Consider the following 16,517-nt stretch of genomic DNA (forward strand, 5'->3'; position numbering starts at 1 on the left):
AATACAGCGGAGGCCCGGTGAGCGGGCGGAGCAACCGGTACGGCGGTATCGCGCCGGTGAAGGAGGTCGCGTGAGCACGGTGACGTTACGGCTCCTCGACAAGGCCGACAAGGAGATCCTCAAGCTCCCGCGCGCGGTCAAGGGCGCCATCTACGACTTCCAGCACAAGTTCCGCCAGGATCCGGAGAGCCCCGGTCTGCGGTTCAAGCAGCTCAAGGGGCACCCGCGGTTGTACTCGGCGCGGGTGAACCTTGACTACCGGGCGCTGCTGCTCCACGCGGGGGGCGGCGACTACATCCTGGTCGCGGTGAAACCGCGCCAGGAGGTCTACGACAACCTGGACAAGTTCGCCTATCAGATCAACCCGGTGACGGGCGGCATCGAGTTCCTCGACCTGCTGACGATCGGGGGCAAGGTCGCCGCGGAGCCCGAGCCGACCCCGGCGGCCATGCCTCCCGCCGAGGAGAATTCGCCGGAGCCGCTGTTCGCGAAGTTTCCGGCAGAGACCCTGCTCGGCCTGGGTGTGGCGGAGCCGCTGCTTCCCCTGATCGCGAAGATCACCACCGAGGACGAACTGCTCGGCCTGACCACGTACGCGCCGCAGCTCACCGGTGAGGTGCTGCTCGCGTTGTACGACGGCAAGACGGTCGACGAGGTCATGGACCAGATCACCACACCGGTCGCGGTGGAGGAGACGGTCGACACCGACGACTACCAGGCGGCGCTCGCCCGTCCCGCCACGGTCGTGACCACCGAGGACACCGCCCTGCAGGAGGTGCTGGAGGACGGCGACTTCGGACGCTGGAAGGTCTTTCTGCACCCCACGCAGCAGAAGATCGTGGACCGCGTCTACAGCGGCCCCGCCCGTGTCACCGGCGGTCCCGGCACCGGCAAGACGATCGTCGCGCTGCACCGGGTCAAGCACCTGGTCGAGCGGCTCGGTCCGGGCGAGGGCAAGGACGTGCTCCTGACGACGTTCAACAAGAACCTCGCCGCCGACCTGCGGCGGCGGCTGCTCGACCTCGCCGGGCAGGAGATCGTCAAGCGGGTCGACATCGTCAACATCGACAAGCTGGCCAGCGACCTCGTCGCCCCCACCCAGGCCGGCACCGGGCGGCAGTGGATCGACGACACCAAAGCCGTCATCCAGTGGCAGGAGCTCCTCGACGAGCTGGGGGAGCACAAGTGGGACGCCGAGTTCCTGCACGCCGAATGGTCACAGGTCATCCTGGGCCAGGGCGTCGCGACCAGAGCCGACTACTTCCGTGCCCGCCGTGCCGGGCGGGGCCGCGCCATCAGCAGGCAGGACCGGGCGGAGATCTGGAAGCTCGTCGAGCGCTACGTTATGCGCCTTGACGACAGGAAGCTGTGGACCTTCCGGCAGGTCGCCGAGCGGGCCGCGCGACTGGCGATCGAGCGGGCCAAGGCGATCGCCACGTACGAGGCCGACCAGATCAGCTCGGTGAAGCTGCAGCACGAGTCCGGCATCTGGTACAGGCACCCGTACCGGCACATCGTCGTCGACGAGGCGCAGGACCTCGGCGCGGCGCACTGGCGGATGTTGCGCGCGATGGTGCCCGAAGGCCCGGACGACCTGTTCATCGCCGGCGACACCCACCAGCGGATCTACGCCAACCAGGTCTCCCTCGGCAGTCTGGGCGTCAACATCCGGGGCCGGTCGTCGAAGCTGACCCTGAGCTATCGCACCACCCACGAGATCCTCGGCACCGCCTGCCGCCTTCTCGGCGAGGAGGAGTGGGACGACCTCGACGACGGCACCGACGACCTGACCGGCTACCGTTCGGTGCTGCGCGGGCCCGACCCGGTGCTCACGCCGTACCCCACCTGGGCCGCCGAGCTCGACGGCATCGCCGAGCTGGTCAAGGAATGGGGCGGAGGCTCGATCGCGGTCTGCGTGCCCGAACGGTGGATGGTGGCCGAGGTCGAGAACCGCCTGGGCAGGGCCGGCATCATGGCCGCGTCCATCGGCCCCGACGGGCCGAAGCTCGTCGAGGCGCCCGTCCACGTGGGCACGATGCACCGGTTCAAGGGGCTGGAGTATCAGCGCATGATCCTCGCCGGTGTCGCGGAGGGCCGACTGCCCGGCGAGCGGATCCTCGCGTTCGAGAAGGACGACCCGCTGCGCTTCCGGCGGGAGCTGCAGCGGGCCCGGTCGCTGCTCTTCGTCGCCGCCACCCGTGCGCGGGACAGCGTCGTGATCAGCTGGCACGGCACCAAGAGCAGGTTCCTGCCGTGAGGACCATCGCCGACCGCTATCGGGTCACCTCGCCCATCGGCCGCGGCGGCATGGGCGAGGTGTGGGAAGGCACCGACCTGCGGCTCAACCGGCCGGTCGCGATCAAGCTGATCAACGGCGCCGACCTGGCCGCGGAGAAGGAGGCACGGCGGCGCTTCAACCGCGAGGCCAGGATCACCGCGAGGCTTCGCCATCCGGGCGTTCCCGTCGTCTACGACTTCGGCGACGACGGCGACCTGTACATGGTCATGGAGGCGCTGCGCGGCGACTCGATCGGCAAGCTCAAGGACGAGGCGGGCAGCCTGCCCGTGCCGTGGGCGGCCTTCATCTGCGCCCAGGTGTGCGCCGTGCTGGCCGCGGCGCACGAGGCGGGGCTGCTCCACCGCGACGTCAAGCCGGAGAACCTCGTGCTGTGCCGGGACGGGGCGGTCAAAGTCATCGACTTCGGCGTCGCGGCGTCGCTCGGCGCCGGGGAGTTCTCCCGGATCACACAGACCGGGCAGGTTCCCGGCACCGCTCGCTACATGGCGCCCGAGCTCATCGACGGGGCGGACGCCAGCCGGGCCAGTGACCTCTACACCGTCGGCTGCGTCCTGTACGAACTGCTCACCGGCGATCGGCCGTACCAGTCCCGCGACCTGCTGCGGGAGATCGCCCGCAGCAGGGAAGAGGATCCGCCGCCGATGGCGGGAGTGCCCGCCGAGCTGGAGGAGCTGACGCGCCGGCTGCTTGCCAAGGATCCGGCTCATCGCCCCTCCGATGCGACCGCCGTCTACCGGAGCCTCCTGCCGTGGATCAGTGACCTGCGCCCGCTTCCCGGCTGGGTCGCCCCGGACCTGTCCAGCGATCCTGCGCACATGTACACGATGGTCATTTCGAGCTTGGGTGCTGTCCGGTGAAGGTGGTCGATCGGTAGGCGCTCTCCTGCAAGAGGGGCGATGCCACGCCCAGCTTTCGACCCCCTGCCGTGGTGAATACGGCGCCGCGGGAGCGGCGGCGGCCTCGCTCCCGTGTCTCAGCCGGCCCAGGCGGCGAGCGTCCTGCCTCCGTCGTGATCACGCATGCGGGTCAGCGCCTCGCGCTCCAGCCGGCTCATCCACTGGTGCGGCACCCCCACCGTCTCGGCGGTCTGCCGCCGGGTCTGCTCCGGCGTGCCGTCGAGGCCGAACCGCAGCCGTACGATCAGCGCCTGGCGGGGCGCGAGGGCGGCCCTGGCCGAGCGGAGCGCATCGGTCAGGGCGGCCTGTTCGAGCGCCGCCTCCGGACGGGCCCCGGTCGCGTGCTCCACCGGTTCGTGCTGCGGCGACTGATTGAGGGGCGGCCGGGCGTCGAGGGAGACGCAGTTGCGCGCGAGCAGCCGCCAGGCGAGGACGCGCTCCACCGGCCGCCCCAGCTCCTCGGCCAGGCGCTCCGCGGTGGGCTCGTAACCCGTCTCGCCCACCAGTTTCTCCTCGGCCCGAGCCAGCCGGTGCAGCTCATCCCGGACGTGCCCGGGAATGCGAATGGGCCCGCTCGTCTCCTGCCCCTTCTGGATCGCCTTGCGAATCCACCAGGCAGCGCAGGTGGAGAAGCGGAACCCCCGGCGGTGGTCGAAGCGGTCCACCGCTTCGATGAGGCCGAGGTTGCCGTCCTGGATGATGTCGGAGAGCGACGCGCCCCGGTGGAGGTACCGCCTGGCCATCGACACCACCAGGCGGAGGTTGGCGCGGATCAGATGATCACGTGCCCGCAGGCCGTCGCCGGCCAGGATCTCCAGCTCGGCCGCCTCCGGCCGGCCGGGGTTCTCGTCGAGCAGATGGCGGGCGTACACACCGGCCTCGATGCGCCGGGCCAGCTCGACCTCCTGCCGTGCGGTCAGCAGCGGGGTCCGGCCGATGCGAGCCATATACGTCTCGAGCAGGCCTGGGTCGAACGCTCCCGGGATGTATCCACGCTCGTCCACCGTCACTCCTCCAACCGCCGTGTGCGCGGGCGACTTTCGGCACCTTCACGGTGACGCGGCGGCGGGCGAGGCGAACGCGGCGATGGGCCCGGAACGGCGTGACGAAGGTCCTCGATCACCGCGCGGCCGTCAGGACGCCATGCCCGCAGCGTCGCCGAAGGTCCTCACCGGGAGGGACGCCCGGCCCGGGGCGGCGTGTGATTCGGGGCCTCGGGATGGGACTTCCGGCTCTGCTGAGGAGGATGCGCCGGGTGTGTGCTTGAGGTGTCGTCATCGAGACAAGGAGGTCACGATGAACCTCACGGAGCGGAGCCAGGGCCGGTTCCCCTTCCCGGAGCTGCTGGAACTGCTGGAGAGCCCGGTCTACGGGTTCCGGCCGTTCGGCCAGATCATCAGAGTCGAGGACTGCGTCGCGGGCGGCCGCTACACGCTGCGGGCGGAGCTGCCCGGCATCGACCCGGACAAGGACCTCGAGGTCACCGTGGGCCACGGGATGCTCCACATCCGGGCCGAGAAGACCAAGGAGACCATGGACGCCAAGGAGCCGCGCCGCTCCGAGATCGCCTACGGCGCGTTCTCCCGCACGATCACGCTTCCCCCGACGGCCGAGGCCGAGGACGTGACGGCCGTCTACAAGGACGGGGTCCTGGAGATCACGGTCGGTCTGAAGGAGGAGGACAAGCCCACCGACCGCAGGATCCTCGTCCAGCACTGAGCACGAGACAGGGCTTCGTGCCCAGCGAGAGCCGTAGAAGAAGGGGCGGGGAGCCGGTCGGCCCCCGTCCCTTCCCGCGCGCCGCTGTCCCCCATCGAGCTCTGGGCAGCGCGACCGGTGCCCGCGGCCGGCCCCCAGCGCCGCTTGGATTGGTCACTGCCTTTTGGTCGGCGGCTGCCAGAGGGCTGTGCGGATTTTTCCATCGTCCCGGCCGATGACGAGGGCGGATCTCTTGCCGAGGTGGCCGAGGGCGATGCGCATGACCCCGTGACCGGGGTCGGAGCCCGGAACCTCCAGTTCGGTGAGTTGACCGCTCTTCAGGTCGCAAAGGCGCAGGTTCTCGCCGGCGGAGACGAGGAGCACGTCCCGCCCGCCGACGGTTGCGAAGGCGAGGTCGTTGACCTGGCGGCCGGCGAACCGGCTCTCGCAGAAAGAGCTCACGCGCTTGCCGGTGGCGAGATCGGAGATTCGGACGGCGCCGCCCGTGTCGCCGGACGCCAGGAGCTGCCGGCCGGAACCGGAGCCCGTCGTCACCACACTTATCTCGACACCGTTCCCCTCCGTGTCGTGGTCGACGGCCTTGCCGACCCGCTTGCCGGTGGCGACGTCGAAGACGCGTACGCGTCCGTCGCGGGCGCCGGCCACGACGACGTCCCGCCCGTCAACGTGGCCGAGAGCCAGGTCGTTCACCTGGGAGTCCAGGAAGGGCGATCCCTTGGCGAGCAGCGGCCTGCCGATCAGTGACCGCGCTCTCACGTCCCCGACGACCACACCGGCGCTGTCGTGCGCGAACGCCACCACGGGCCGGCCGTGGTAGGTGCCCAGCGTGAGCGCGTGGATCCGGCCCGTCCATCCGGTGGTGACCTTGGGCACCAGGACGGCTCCTGTCGCCGCGTCCCACACGCGGACGGTGCCCAGGCTGCTGGCGGCGGCGACGTACGGATGGCCCCCGGCCATGGTCGCCGCGACATGGTCGACGAGGGAGTCCATGGTGCCGAGAAGCCGCCGGGAGGACTTCTCCCCGGTCAGCGCGGAGAGCCACACCTTGCCGTCCGGGCCGCCGGACACGACCCGCTGCGCGCCGCCGATCTCCACGACCGCCAGGTCGCCGGCGCCCCTGGCTCCGGTAAGCGCGAAGGGTCCGCCGGCCGCCGCGAGGCTCCACGTCGGCGACATCTCCTCGGCCCGCACGTCGTCCGTCTGCTCGTCGTCGCCCTGTTCGTCCTCGGTCCGCTCGTCGTCCTCGGCCGGGTCGTCCTCGGCCGGGTCGTCCTCGGCCGGGTCGTCCTCGGCCGGGTCATCCTCCGGCACGGAAGGGGAGGGCGGCGGGCTTGCGGGCTTCGAGGGAGACGGCGTCGGGGAGGACACCGGCAGGGAAAGCACGGTCGGTGTCGAGGCGACGGACGGCTGGACCTGGACGGCGGCCGGCATGCCGTCCGGCTCGGGAACGGAGTCCTGAGGGACGAGGGCGGCGGCCGCGAACACCGTGATCGCGCCGCCCGTCGCCACGATGCCGGCCGTCACCCACCAGCGGGCACGCGGCGACCAGTGCACCCGGTGGAGGAAGGGCGACTTCCGGGTGACGCGCAGCGTACGGCCGGGGTAAGCGGAGGGAGCGGCGGCGCCGGCGCGTGCGGAGGACGCGGTCGCGTTCCGGGTGAGGGCGGAGACGAGATCGGGGATGGCGGGCCGTTCCGCGGGGTCCTTGGCCAGACATCGGGTGAGCACCGGCCGGAGGAAGTCCGGTACGCCGGTCAGGTCGGGCTCGTGGTGCGTGATCCGGTTGAGGATGGCCGGGACGCTGTCGCCGCCGAAGACCATGCGTCCGGTCGCGGCGTACGCCATGGTGACCGCCCAGCTGAAGATGTCGGCCGGCGGTCCGACCCGCGTGCCCGCGATCTGCTCGGGGGCCATGAACGCGGGAGTGCCGATGGGTGCGCTCGTCCGGGCCGACGAGGCGTCGACGACCTTGGCGATGCCGAAGTCGATGACGACGGGACCCTCCGGGCCGAGCAGGATGTTGGCGGGTTTCAGATCCCGGTGCACGATGCCGGCTTCGTGGATGGCGGACAGCGCGGTGAGGGTGGCGATCGCCAGCCGCGTGAGCCCGCCCTCGTCCCTGGGCCCCTCCGCGAGGACGAGCTCTTCGAGCGACCCGCCGTCCACGAACTCGCTGACCACGTACGCCTGGCCCTGCCAGACGCCGGCGTCGAGCACCCGGGCGGTGCAGAAGGCGGCGACGCTGCGGGCGAGGTCGGCCTCGCGCAGCAGCCGGTCCCGGTCTCCGGCGCCGAAACGGGCGTGCAGCACCTTGACGGCGACCCTCCCGCCACCGGGAGCGGTGCCCAGATACACCACGCCCTGCCCGCCCTGCCCGATGACACCGGTGATCCTGTGGCCACCGATCGTCGGCGGGTCGTTCGGCCTGAGCGGTTGCGTGTTCCTGGCGGCGGGGCTCACGACTCGCCGTCCGGCGGGCCCACCGCGTCCTCATCCTGGGCCGGCAACTCAGTCCTCGCCGGACAGCGCCGCGCGGAGGGTGGCGGCACGGTCGAGCACGGCGGAGGCGTCCTCGTGGCCGAGACTCCGCAGGAGGTCGCCGAGGTCGCCGAGCCCTGTGACGAGTGCGGGGCGGTGGCCCGGGTCGTCGGCGGCGAGGCGTTCCAGGACCTCGACGCATCTCCTCTGGTACGGCAGAGCGTCCAGCGGGCGGTCCGCGTCACGCAGGTATCCGGCCAGGCGGCCGAGGACCACGGGCAGGGGAGCGAGGAAGGTCTCCGGGGCGGCAGAGGCGCGTTCCTCGAAGATCTTCACGACCTCCGTCTGCGCGGTGGCGGCCTCGTCCGGCCTGCCCTGCCGGTCGAGGAGAGTGGCCATCGAGTCGAGCACGTGGACATAGGGGATCGGATCGGCGTCGGGCTCCTGGAGCAGATGGATCTCCCACAGAGCGCTCGCGCGGTCCAGGTGCCGCCTGGCATGGTCGAGCAGGCCGCCGCGGAGCAGGTCCTGGGCCACGTCGTTCAGCGTGCGCACGGTGCGCGCCAGGTCCTGCTGCACCTCGCTCAGATGCCCCACGACGTCGTCGGTGTCGTGGCCGAGGCAGGTCAGCAGGAACAACTTCTGCTCCAGCGAGCCCACGAGATGCTCCGTCTCGCCGAGCCGGGCCCAGATGTCGGCCGCCCTTTCCACGTACGGCAGGGCCGCGAGGTCGCCGGTCGGCGGGCAGAGCAGCGCGGCCAGCCTGTCGAGGGCCACGGCCAGCTTCCGGAGGAACGGCTCCGGGCGGTCCAGGGCCAGCTCCTCCAGGATCTCGACGGCCTCCCGCGCCATGCGGAGCGCGGCGTCGAGATCACCCGTGTCGGCGGTGCGGTCGGCGAGCAGGCCGAGCGCGTGAGCCAGGCCGGCGTGGTCGCCCGCCTCCCGATAGAGGTCGACGGCCATCCGCAGCGCCGAGCGGGACTCGTCCGGCTGGTCCGTACGCCAGAGGTACACGCCGAGAGACACCCAGGCCGAGGCGAGACGCGTACGGAAACCGTCGGGATCCTGCTGGGCGAGCTCGCCGTACAGGGACAGCGACCTGCGCATCAGGCTCAGCGAACGGTCGAGGCGTCCTTCGGCCTCGTGACAGCGGCTGAGGTCGTGCAGGGCGGACGCCAGCCTGTGCCCCTGCCAGACGTCCCCCGGCCGGTACGCCCGCTCCAGCAGGCTGACCGCCCGCTCCAGGCTGGTGACGGCGTGTTCGAAGCGGCCGCTCTCCTCGCGGAGCGTGCCCAGGAAGCACAGCACGCCGGCCAGCCCGCGATACCAGGCGGGGTCGTCGTCGTCGTAGAGCCGCTGATAGACCTCGGCGGATTCGAGTGCGTCGCGGAGCGCGTCCTCGGGTCGTCCCGCGACCCTCGCGGTGATGGCCGCGTTGTAGAGCGCGTGCGCCAGTTCGGGCAGATCCCGGGACGCCCGGAACAGGGCGGCGGCCTCCGCCGTGGCGGCGGCCGAGGCCTCGTAGTCGCCCGCGGAGTGCAGGAGTGTGCCGAGCGTCCTGAGCGCTTCGCCGAGCCGCGGATCAGCAGCCTGCCGATAGAGCTCGGCACACCGTCGCGCCTCCTCGGCCGCGCGGTCGTGCCGGTCGATCTCGGCCAGCCGCTCGCTCAGGCAGCCGTACGCCTGTGCGAGGTCCAGCGACCACGCCGAATCCGTCTCGGCGAGGTGCAGGTAGTGCTTGACCGCCTCCTGCGACGCGTACACGGCCTTGGCGCCACGTCCGGCGGCCGCGTACCGGATGCCGAGGTTGACCAGGCAGATCGCCAGCTCGGGAAGGTACTCGCCGGGGTCGGTCAGGGACAGCTCGCGATAGATGCCGACGGCCTCGCTCATCGCCTCCAGCGCGGCCTCGGAGTCCTCCAAGCGGACCAGCACGTCGCACAGCTGCCGGAGATGCCGGGCGCGGACCGCCGACCGGGGCGCGCTCAGCGCCAGAGCCTCCCGCAGGGCGTCGTGGGCGGAGTTCCACTCCTCGAGGTCGATGTGCCGTACGGCGAGACCGCCCCACGCCAGGCTCAGCGTCACCCGGTCCGCCGGGTCCTGCTGCGCGGCGAGCAGGGCTTCCTCGGAAGCGCGGCGGGCGGCGAGGAGGTCGCCCGCCGTGTGGTGGATGTCGCTCAGCACCGTGTACGTGCAGGCCGTTTCGTAGGAGTCGTCCAGGGCGCGGAACGTCTCCGCCGCCTGCCGGGCGGCGGCCACGGCTTCCGCGTGCTCGCCCTTGGCGCAGAGCATCCGGGCGTGCAGCCGCAGAGCAGACGCGTGCAGCGGCTCGGCCCACTCCTGGCGGATTCTCGCCACATCGCCCACGAGGCGCTTCGCGACGACTGTGGCCTCCGCGACCTTGCCCAGGCGGACGAGCAGCGCGGTGAGCGCCTCGGCCTCCGCGACGACCGCGTGCCAACGGTCCTCCTGCTCGGCGGCGAGCCTGCGCATACGGCTTAAGGCGTCCCGGCGCAGTGCCAGCGCCTCGTCAAACTCCTCCAGAACCGTGAGAGGGGAAGCCAGTCGGCTGGTGGCCTGCGCGATGCCGAACTCGCCGCCGAGCCGCTGCCGGAGGTCCAGCACGAGGCGGCACACGTCGAGTTCGTCGGCGACCCGTCCCTGTGCGGCAAGGCGGTCCGCCAGCGCGGCGAGCCGGACGGGCAGCTCGGCCTGCACGAACAGGGGCTCGTCGATGACCATCTGCTCGGGTGCGACGAGGTCGTCCCCGAGCCGGGCGCACAGCTCGTCGAGCGCACGCGAGACGCCGGCGTCGAAGAGCTCGGGATGCGCGGCGGCCAGGTCCTGGTACTGACGGATGACTATCGACATGTCCGCAGGACATCTCCAACCAGCATGGAACGTGACAACGTCCGAATCATGGCGCAATCCGGACAGAGATGTATAGATCCATCTCGACGAAGACCTTAGCAGCAGCGATCTCGTGAACTCAATACACGACTAGGTTTGGCTTTGCGACTGAAAGGTGAGATAGGCGATAGGGCCGCCCGAGTTGGATGTGAGCCGCTTGCCGAGAACGCGTTCGGCGATCCGCAGGTCGCCGGGTGAGCCGCTCCGGACCGCGTTGGCGGGGGCGTCGAGGTCGGTGATGTAACCGGCGAGCCGTGCGTCGAACCGGTGACGTATCGGCCCGTCGCCGGTCGACCTGCTGTCCCAGTCGCCCAGACCCGTCAGCACCGCCACGACGAAGCCGCCGAGTGTCACGGGCAGAACGCCGGCCCGCGCGATCTTCTCCGGATTGCCCACCCACCAGCCGCGGAGTGCTTCCAGCAGGTGCTCGGGTGCCAGATCGGCGTGGAAGCCGATGTAGGGCCGATCCTCGGCGGGGACCGGCTTGGCCACGTCGACGCGCAGCACCGCAATGGTGTTCGTACGCGCGGGCGTGGACAGGAGGCGCGGTGTCACATGGGAGCGATGAGCGATGCGCCGCGCCACATTCTCGGGGATGACCTGCGCGGCGCCGGGATGACCGGCCACGGGGAGCAGGCCCGCTGCCGCGAGCTTGCGCAAGGCGGCGAGCGAGATGTCGAAGCGGTCCGCGGCCTGCCGCAGGGTGATGAAGGTCATGGCCCGGCGTCGTCTCTCCTCTGCTTCGGTTCAACTGCTCGAGCTGAGCAAAGTTGTCCGCACGCCGTCCAGAGAGGCAGCCCTGCCTCATCGCTCCGGCAGCAGCGAGGCGAGGAAGTCCTGCGTCTTGGCGTCCACCGAATAGACGGCGGTGCCGATCATGCCACGGGTGAGCAGCACCTTGTAGGTGTTGCGGATCAGCCGGTCGGCCTGCTCGTCGGTGACGGACTTCTTCATCAACTCCGGGTCCTTGCTGGCCGCGCGTACGGTGACCAGGCGGCCGTCGCGGTAGACGAGGTCGGGACCGAGGATGACGCCGTTCCAGTCGTACTCGAAGCCCTGGGCGGTGTACACGCACCCGACCTGCTCGAAGCCGCCCGTCATGGTGGCCCACAGTGCGGCGGGAGGGGCGTCGCCGACGGCGCGGTCACCCTTGACGTTCCACGGCTTGGACCAGCCGTCGACCTGTACGTCGGGCACCAGGCGATCGCCGTCCGGGTCGCTCCACCGCCAGCAGAAACCGGCCGTCACCCGTGCCGAGTAGCCGTCGTCGAGTTTGCCGCGCAGCAGCCCTTCCAGCTCGTACGGTGACTCGGCGAGCGTGACCTCGAAGTTGGCGTCGCCGGACCACGCCTCGGGCTCCTCGCCGTTGAGGCCCAGCAGCCGCAGCACCCACTCCTCGTACGCCCGGCTGCCACCGCAGCGGAACTGGGCGTCCAGGTCCACCTGGTGGACGGTCAGGCCTAGCGACTCCGCGTGCGCCTGGCGACGGCGGCGCGGACAGGCCGCGGACGCGGTGCCGGGTGCGGGTCAGCAGCCGGGGTACTTGTCGCGGGGGAGGCGGCCGCCGGTGAACTTGCCGGTGAACGCGGCGGTGAAGTCGTCGGCGAGCTCGACGACGGTGTCCCGGCCCTCCAGCCGGGACAGCCAGCGCCGCGGCAGCACCGGCTCTCCGTGCACCGTGCCGAGCAGGTTGCCGCAGAGGGAGCCGGTCGAGTCGCTGTCACCGGAGTGGTTGACCGCGAGCAGCAGCGCCCGCTCGATGTCCTCGCCGCTCACCAGCGCGCAGTAAACCGCGATCGCGAGCGCCTCCTCGGCCACCCATCCGCCGCCGAGCGTCTCCACTGCCTCGGGCGAGGGCTTTGCCGTCCCGGTAAGGGCGACCGCCGCCTCGATCGCGGCGGTGGTCTCCTCGTGCGCGGGCCGCTCGGCGAGCAGCGCGAGGGTGTCCTGGACGGCCTCCGCCAGCGGCGCGCCCTGGGCCAGGAGGCAGACCAGCGCGGCGAAGGCCCCGGCCGCCAGATAGCCGGTGGGGTGTCCGTGCGTGATCTGCGCGCAGTCGGCCGCGAGCGTGAAGGCCTCGCGCGGGTCGCGAGTGGCCAGTCCGAAAGGGGCGGAACGCATGACGGTGCCGCAGCCCTTCGAACCGGGATTGACCGGGCCGGGCATGCCGGGGGCGGCGAGCGGGCCGAGGTTCGCGTGCAGCCCGGACAGGCAGGCGTTGCCGGGCGCGCGACGCGAGTACAGCCAGGCCTGCTCGCGCAGCCACCCGGTGCGTACGAGGCCGTCCGCGGGCGGCGGCACGCGATGTTCCTGGGTGTCGAGCCAGCGAAGGTAGGCGTGGCGCACCACGTGCACCTCGCCGCCGCCGATGCCTCTCTCTCCGGCGCGTACGCGGGCGCGGATCAGCCCCTCGACGGTGAACAGCGTCATCTGGGTGTCGTCGGTGATCCGGCCGGTCCTGCCACCCCAGTCGGGCGCGAGATCGGTCAGCCCCGCTTCACCGTGATCGCGGCGGATCGCGGCGATCGAGTCGAACTCGACGGGGGCGCCGAGGGCGTCGCCGATCGCCCCACCCAGCAGGCAGCCGCGCACCCGCGCACCGAACGGAACATCGCTCACAATCTGCACCGTAGCGTCAAAACCGTCCCTCTTGTCGCGGAGTCGCCGATCGGATAGAAACGGTGCTCACCTCGAGTAGGAAACTTTCCGTCCTACTCGGGCCGGAACGCGGGGTGAGCGTGAGCGGGAACTACCTGGCCGGGCCGCAGGGCCTGCTCCGGTCGATCAACGCCCGCGCCGTGCTCGACGTCGTCGACCGCGAGGGGCCGCTGGGCCGCCCGGAGATCACCAGGGCGACGGGCCTGTCCAAGACCACGGTCGCCCAGGCGCTGCGCGAGCTTCTCACGCTCCGGGTCGTCGAGGAGGCGGGCGCCGACACCACCCGTCGGGGGCCCGCCGCGACCCTCTACCGGATCGCCCCGCGCTGCGCGTTCGGGCTCGGGGTGGACGTCGGCCACCTGCGCGTCCGCGCCGTCCTCGTCGACGCGTCGGGGGAGGTGCTGGCCCGGGCGGAGACGCGGGCGCCGCGCCGCAAGGTGGCCGACACGGCGGCGACGGTGGCGGCGCTCGCCGCCGAGTGCGCCGAGCGGGCCGGGACCGAGCCGGACGCCGTCGGCCAGGCCGTCGTCGGCGTGCCCGCGGTCGTGGCGCGTGACGGCCGCACGGTAAGGCGGGCGTACGGGCTGCCGCAGGGCGGCCGCGGCCTGGCGGAGGCCATCGAGCGCGACCTGCCCGTCCCTGTGCTCCTGGAGAACGACGTCAACCTCGCCGCCGTCGCCGAGCAGCGGTTCGGCTCGTGCGCGGACGTCGCCGACTTCGTGCTGCTGGGCGCCGGGGTCGGCCTGGGCGCCGGGATCGTGCTCGGCGGCCGTCTCCACCGGGGATTCGCCGGGGGAGCGGGTGAGGTCGGGTTCCTGCCCCATCCCGCCACCGAGCTCGGCACCGAGGTGATCGGCGCCCGCCGCATCGCCGAACAGGCCAGGCAGGCCGGCATCGAGGGCAGCCCGTCCCCGCGCGAGATCTTCGAACGAGCCAGGGGCGGCGACGAGAGGGCGCTGGCGGTCGTCGACGCGACCGCCCGCAGGATCGCCCACGTCGCGGCATCGATCGCCCTGGTGATCGAGCCGGAGCTGTTCGTGCTCGGCGGCGCGTTCGGCGCCAGCGCCGACCTGCTGCTCGGGCGCATCCGCCGTCACCTGGCCAGGGACGCCGCGCCGCTGCCGATCAGGATCATCGCGAGCGGCGTCCCCGAGGACGCGGTGCTGCGCGGTGCGGCCTGGCTGGCCCGCCATCGGGCGCGGGAACGCGCCTTCGCGGCCGTCACCGGCGGCCGGCCGTACGACACGGACCTCGGCGGGCCCGCCGAACCCGGGAAAGGGGACATCACGTGAACCTCGCGCAACGGCTCGGCGCCGGGCCGGAAGACCGGCTGCTGATCGTGAACGCCGACGACTACGGCATGTGCCGGGCGGCGAACACCGGCATCACCTCCCTGCTCGCCGCCCGCGCCATCAGCTCGGCCACCGTCATGACGCCGTGCCCGTGGGCCCCCGACGCGGTCCGTACGGCCGTCGCGGGCGGCTACGACGTCGGCGTCCACCTGACGTTCACCAGCGAGTGGGAGGGATACCGGTGGGGACCGGTGACCCGTGACCGCGCGGTGCCCTCGCTCGTGGACGATGCCGGCTACTTCCCGGCCGACTCCCGCACGGTGGAAGAGCGGGCCGACCCCGAGGAGGTCCGCGCGGAGATCGACGCGCAGATCCGCAGGGCCGTCGCCCTCGGCCTCGACCCGTCGCACGCCGACAACCACATGGGCAGCCTGTACGGCCTGGCCACGGGCAGGGACTTCCTCGACGTGGTCTTCGCGGCGTGCGCGGAGCACGGCCTGCCGTTCCGGCTGCCCCGGACCCTCGACGGCATGGGCCTGCCGGAGGAGCTGGAGCCGTTCGCGCGGGCCAGGGCCGAGGCCGCCGACGCGGCGGGCGTGGTGATCCTCGACCGGCTGTGGACGCTGCCCTTCGAACTGGCCGAGGGGGAGACGTACGAAACGGTCCGGGACGACATGGCAGGGCTGATCCGGGCGTTGCGCCCCGGGGTCACCGAGATCTACATCCACCCGTTCGAGGACACCGGCGAGCTCCGGCAGATTATGCCGCACCACGCGAAACGCGGCATGGAGCTGCGCCTGTTCACCGATCCGGAGGTCCGCCGCGCCATCGCCGAGGAGGGCGTCCGGCTCATCGGCTGGTCGGACCTGCGCACGCTGCAGAGAACCCGATGACGGGCTCGACGAGGCGCGGTCAGGTGCTGGCGTACGGCGCGGGCAACCTGTCGGTCAACCTGCTCAGCCAGGCGTTCGCGACCTTCGCCACCTTCTACTACGTGGACCACCTGGGCGTCGACCCGTCGCTCATCGGCGTCGCCATGGTGATCCACGGCATCGTCAACGCGGTGCTCAATCCGCTCGTGGGGCACGTCTCCGACCGGACGCGCACGCGCTGGGGCAGGCGGGTGCCGTACATCGCGATCGGCATGGCGCCGCTGGCCGCGGCGTTCACCATGATCTGGATCCCGCTGGTGGACGGCGCGACCCCGAGGTTCTGGTACTTCCTGATCGCGGTCCTCGTCTACGACGTGCTGTTCGTCGTCGTGGTCCTGAACTACGTGGCGCTGTTCCCCGAGATGTTCACCACCATCGCCGAGCGGGCCGCCGCCGCGTCATGGCGGCAGATGTTCGCCATCGTCGGCATGATCGTCGGCGTCGCCGCCGCGCCCCTGCTGTACGGCGCGATCGGATGGGCCGCGATGGGCGTGTCCTTCGGCGTCGTCGCGCTGGCCTGCTTCGCGCTGTCGCTGCGCGGCTCGGCCGAGCGCACCCGCGTGGAGCGCGAGAGGTTCGGGTTCCTCACCGCGCTCCGCCACACCCTCGCCAACCGCGCCTTCGTCACCTACGTCACGGGCAGCTTCCTGCTGCAGCTCACGTTCGCCCTGCTGCAGGCGGGCATCCCGTTCTTCACCAAGTACGCCCTGGGCGAGGCCGACTCCGCCAACACCGTCATCCTGGGTGCGGTGTTCGTCACCGCGATCCCGATGGTCTACGTGTGGAGCCGGGTCACCACCCGCCTCGGCCCGCGGCGGGCGATCCTCGCCGCGATCGTCGTGTACGGCGTGGCGCTCGTGCCGTTCCTGATCGTCGGGACCCTCGCCCTCGCGGCGGTCACCGGGGCCGCGGTCGGGGTCGGGATCGCGGGCATGCTGGTCCTCCTGGAGATTCTGCTCGCCGAGGTGATCGACGACGACGAGAGAAGGACGGGCGCCCGGCGTGAGGGGATGTACTTCGGGATGAACGGGTTCATCGTCCGCTGGGCGGTGTCCCTGCAGGCGGTGATCATCACCGTCGTGCTGGCCCGTTCGGGCTACCGCAACGGGGCCGCGGTCCAGCCGGACTCCGTCGTCACGGGGGTCCGGCTGATGATGGGGCTGCTGCCCCTGGCGGTGCTCGCGGTGGCGTTCGGCTGCTTCCTGCTCTACCCGCTGCGGGAGGGCGCGTCACCCCGTGCTTCCGTCGCGGTCCGGGAGCCCGGCTCGGGCCGCCCGTCGTCATGACCGGGCGCCGGCCCGCGGCGTCGGCGGGGTGACGGGGAAGGTGGTTG

The 16,517-nt window shown here is 71.7% G+C and carries 11 protein-coding genes and 1 pseudogene; 6 read left to right on the forward strand and 6 right to left on the reverse strand.

The genetic code is table 11. The annotated features are described in order from the left end of the window. Positions 1-70: 70 nt before the first annotated feature. The gene (locus tag AAH991_RS36985) at positions 71-2,257 is read left to right on the forward strand and encodes a UvrD-helicase domain-containing protein (RefSeq protein ID WP_346230609.1); all 2,187 of its coding nucleotides are present in this window, start codon (positions 71-73) and stop codon (positions 2,255-2,257) included. Then, on the forward strand, positions 2,254-3,156 hold the full coding sequence (locus AAH991_RS36990) for a serine/threonine-protein kinase (protein ID WP_346230610.1): 903 nt from the start codon (positions 2,254-2,256) through the stop codon (positions 3,154-3,156). Before AAH991_RS36985 ends, AAH991_RS36990 begins: the two co-directional genes overlap by 4 nt. 116 nt (positions 3,157-3,272) lie before the next feature. On the opposite strand, the gene AAH991_RS36995 is transcribed toward AAH991_RS36990, so the two are convergent. After that, a complete protein-coding gene (locus AAH991_RS36995; RefSeq protein ID WP_346230611.1) occupies positions 3,273-4,199 on the reverse strand; it encodes a sigma-70 family RNA polymerase sigma factor in 927 nt (308 codons plus the stop codon). 292 nt (positions 4,200-4,491) lie between these two features. On the opposite strand from AAH991_RS36995, the gene AAH991_RS37000 reads away from it, so the two are divergent. Continuing rightward, a complete protein-coding gene (locus tag AAH991_RS37000) occupies positions 4,492-4,914 on the forward strand; it encodes an Hsp20/alpha crystallin family protein (protein ID WP_346230612.1) in 423 nt (140 codons plus the stop codon). A gap of 153 nt (positions 4,915-5,067) precedes the next feature. Here AAH991_RS37000 and AAH991_RS37005 read toward each other — a convergent pair whose 3' ends face one another. The 5 genes and pseudogenes from AAH991_RS37005 to AAH991_RS37025 all read right to left on the reverse strand — a co-directional run bounded on the left by AAH991_RS37005 (position 5,068) and on the right by AAH991_RS37025 (position 12,921). After that, positions 5,068-7,374, reverse strand: a complete 2,307-nt coding sequence (locus AAH991_RS37005) for a WD40 repeat domain-containing serine/threonine protein kinase (RefSeq protein WP_346230613.1) — start codon at positions 7,372-7,374, stop codon at positions 5,068-5,070. Between the two features lie 48 nt (positions 7,375-7,422). Continuing rightward, complete coding sequence (locus AAH991_RS37010; RefSeq protein WP_346230614.1) at positions 7,423-10,263, reverse strand: tetratricopeptide repeat protein; 2,841 nt, start codon at positions 10,261-10,263, stop codon at positions 7,423-7,425. Positions 10,264-10,392: 129 nt separating this feature from the next. After that, positions 10,393-11,019 (reverse strand): hypothetical protein, encoded by a 627-nt coding sequence (locus tag AAH991_RS37015; protein ID WP_346230615.1) that lies wholly within the window; start codon positions 11,017-11,019, stop codon positions 10,393-10,395. 87 nt (positions 11,020-11,106) lie between these two features. Next, positions 11,107-11,769 (reverse strand): annotated as a pseudogene (locus tag AAH991_RS37020) (DNA/RNA helicase domain-containing protein); the annotation flags it as partial. A 60-nt stretch (positions 11,770-11,829) separates the two neighbouring features. Then, positions 11,830-12,921: an ADP-ribosylglycohydrolase family protein gene (locus tag AAH991_RS37025; RefSeq protein WP_346230616.1), complete on the reverse strand. Its 1,092-nt coding sequence runs from the start codon at positions 12,919-12,921 to the stop codon at positions 11,830-11,832. Between the two features lie 119 nt (positions 12,922-13,040). Between AAH991_RS37025 and AAH991_RS37030 the strand changes: the two genes are divergently transcribed. From AAH991_RS37030 to AAH991_RS37040, 3 genes are read left to right on the forward strand one after another with little or no spacing between them, the layout of a single operon-like run. Further along, positions 13,041-14,252, forward strand: coding sequence for an ROK family protein (locus AAH991_RS37030; protein ID WP_346230617.1), 1,212 nt, complete (start codon positions 13,041-13,043; stop codon positions 14,250-14,252). Beyond that, positions 14,249-15,145 carry a polysaccharide deacetylase family protein gene (locus AAH991_RS37035; RefSeq protein WP_346230618.1) on the forward strand — a complete coding sequence of 299 codons (897 nt, stop codon included), beginning with the start codon at positions 14,249-14,251 and terminating at the stop codon, positions 15,143-15,145. Before AAH991_RS37030 ends, AAH991_RS37035 begins: the two co-directional genes overlap by 4 nt. Further along, the gene (locus AAH991_RS37040; RefSeq protein WP_346230619.1) at positions 15,142-16,470 is read left to right on the forward strand and encodes an MFS transporter; all 1,329 of its coding nucleotides are present in this window, start codon (positions 15,142-15,144) and stop codon (positions 16,468-16,470) included. Before AAH991_RS37035 ends, AAH991_RS37040 begins: the two co-directional genes overlap by 4 nt. The last annotated feature ends 47 nt before the right edge of the window (positions 16,471-16,517 follow it).

It is taken from the genome of Microbispora sp. ZYX-F-249 (assembly GCF_039649665.1).
Taxonomy (GTDB): Bacteria; Actinomycetota; Actinomycetes; order Streptosporangiales; family Streptosporangiaceae; genus Microbispora; species Microbispora maris.

What these genes read in the sequence shown, in the direction of transcription:
- AAH991_RS37040 (WP_346230619.1), top strand. Translation starts at nt 15,142, where the DNA reads ATGACGGGCTCGACGAGGCGCGGTCAGGTGCTGGCGTACGGCGCGGGC.
- AAH991_RS37010 (WP_346230614.1), bottom strand. Translation starts at nt 10,263, where the DNA reads ATGTCGATAGTCATCCGTCAGTACCAGGACCTGGCCGCCGCGCATCCC.
- AAH991_RS37000 (WP_346230612.1), top strand. Translation starts at nt 4,492, where the DNA reads ATGAACCTCACGGAGCGGAGCCAGGGCCGGTTCCCCTTCCCGGAGCTG.
- AAH991_RS37015 (WP_346230615.1), bottom strand. Translation starts at nt 11,019, where the DNA reads ATGACCTTCATCACCCTGCGGCAGGCCGCGGACCGCTTCGACATCTCG.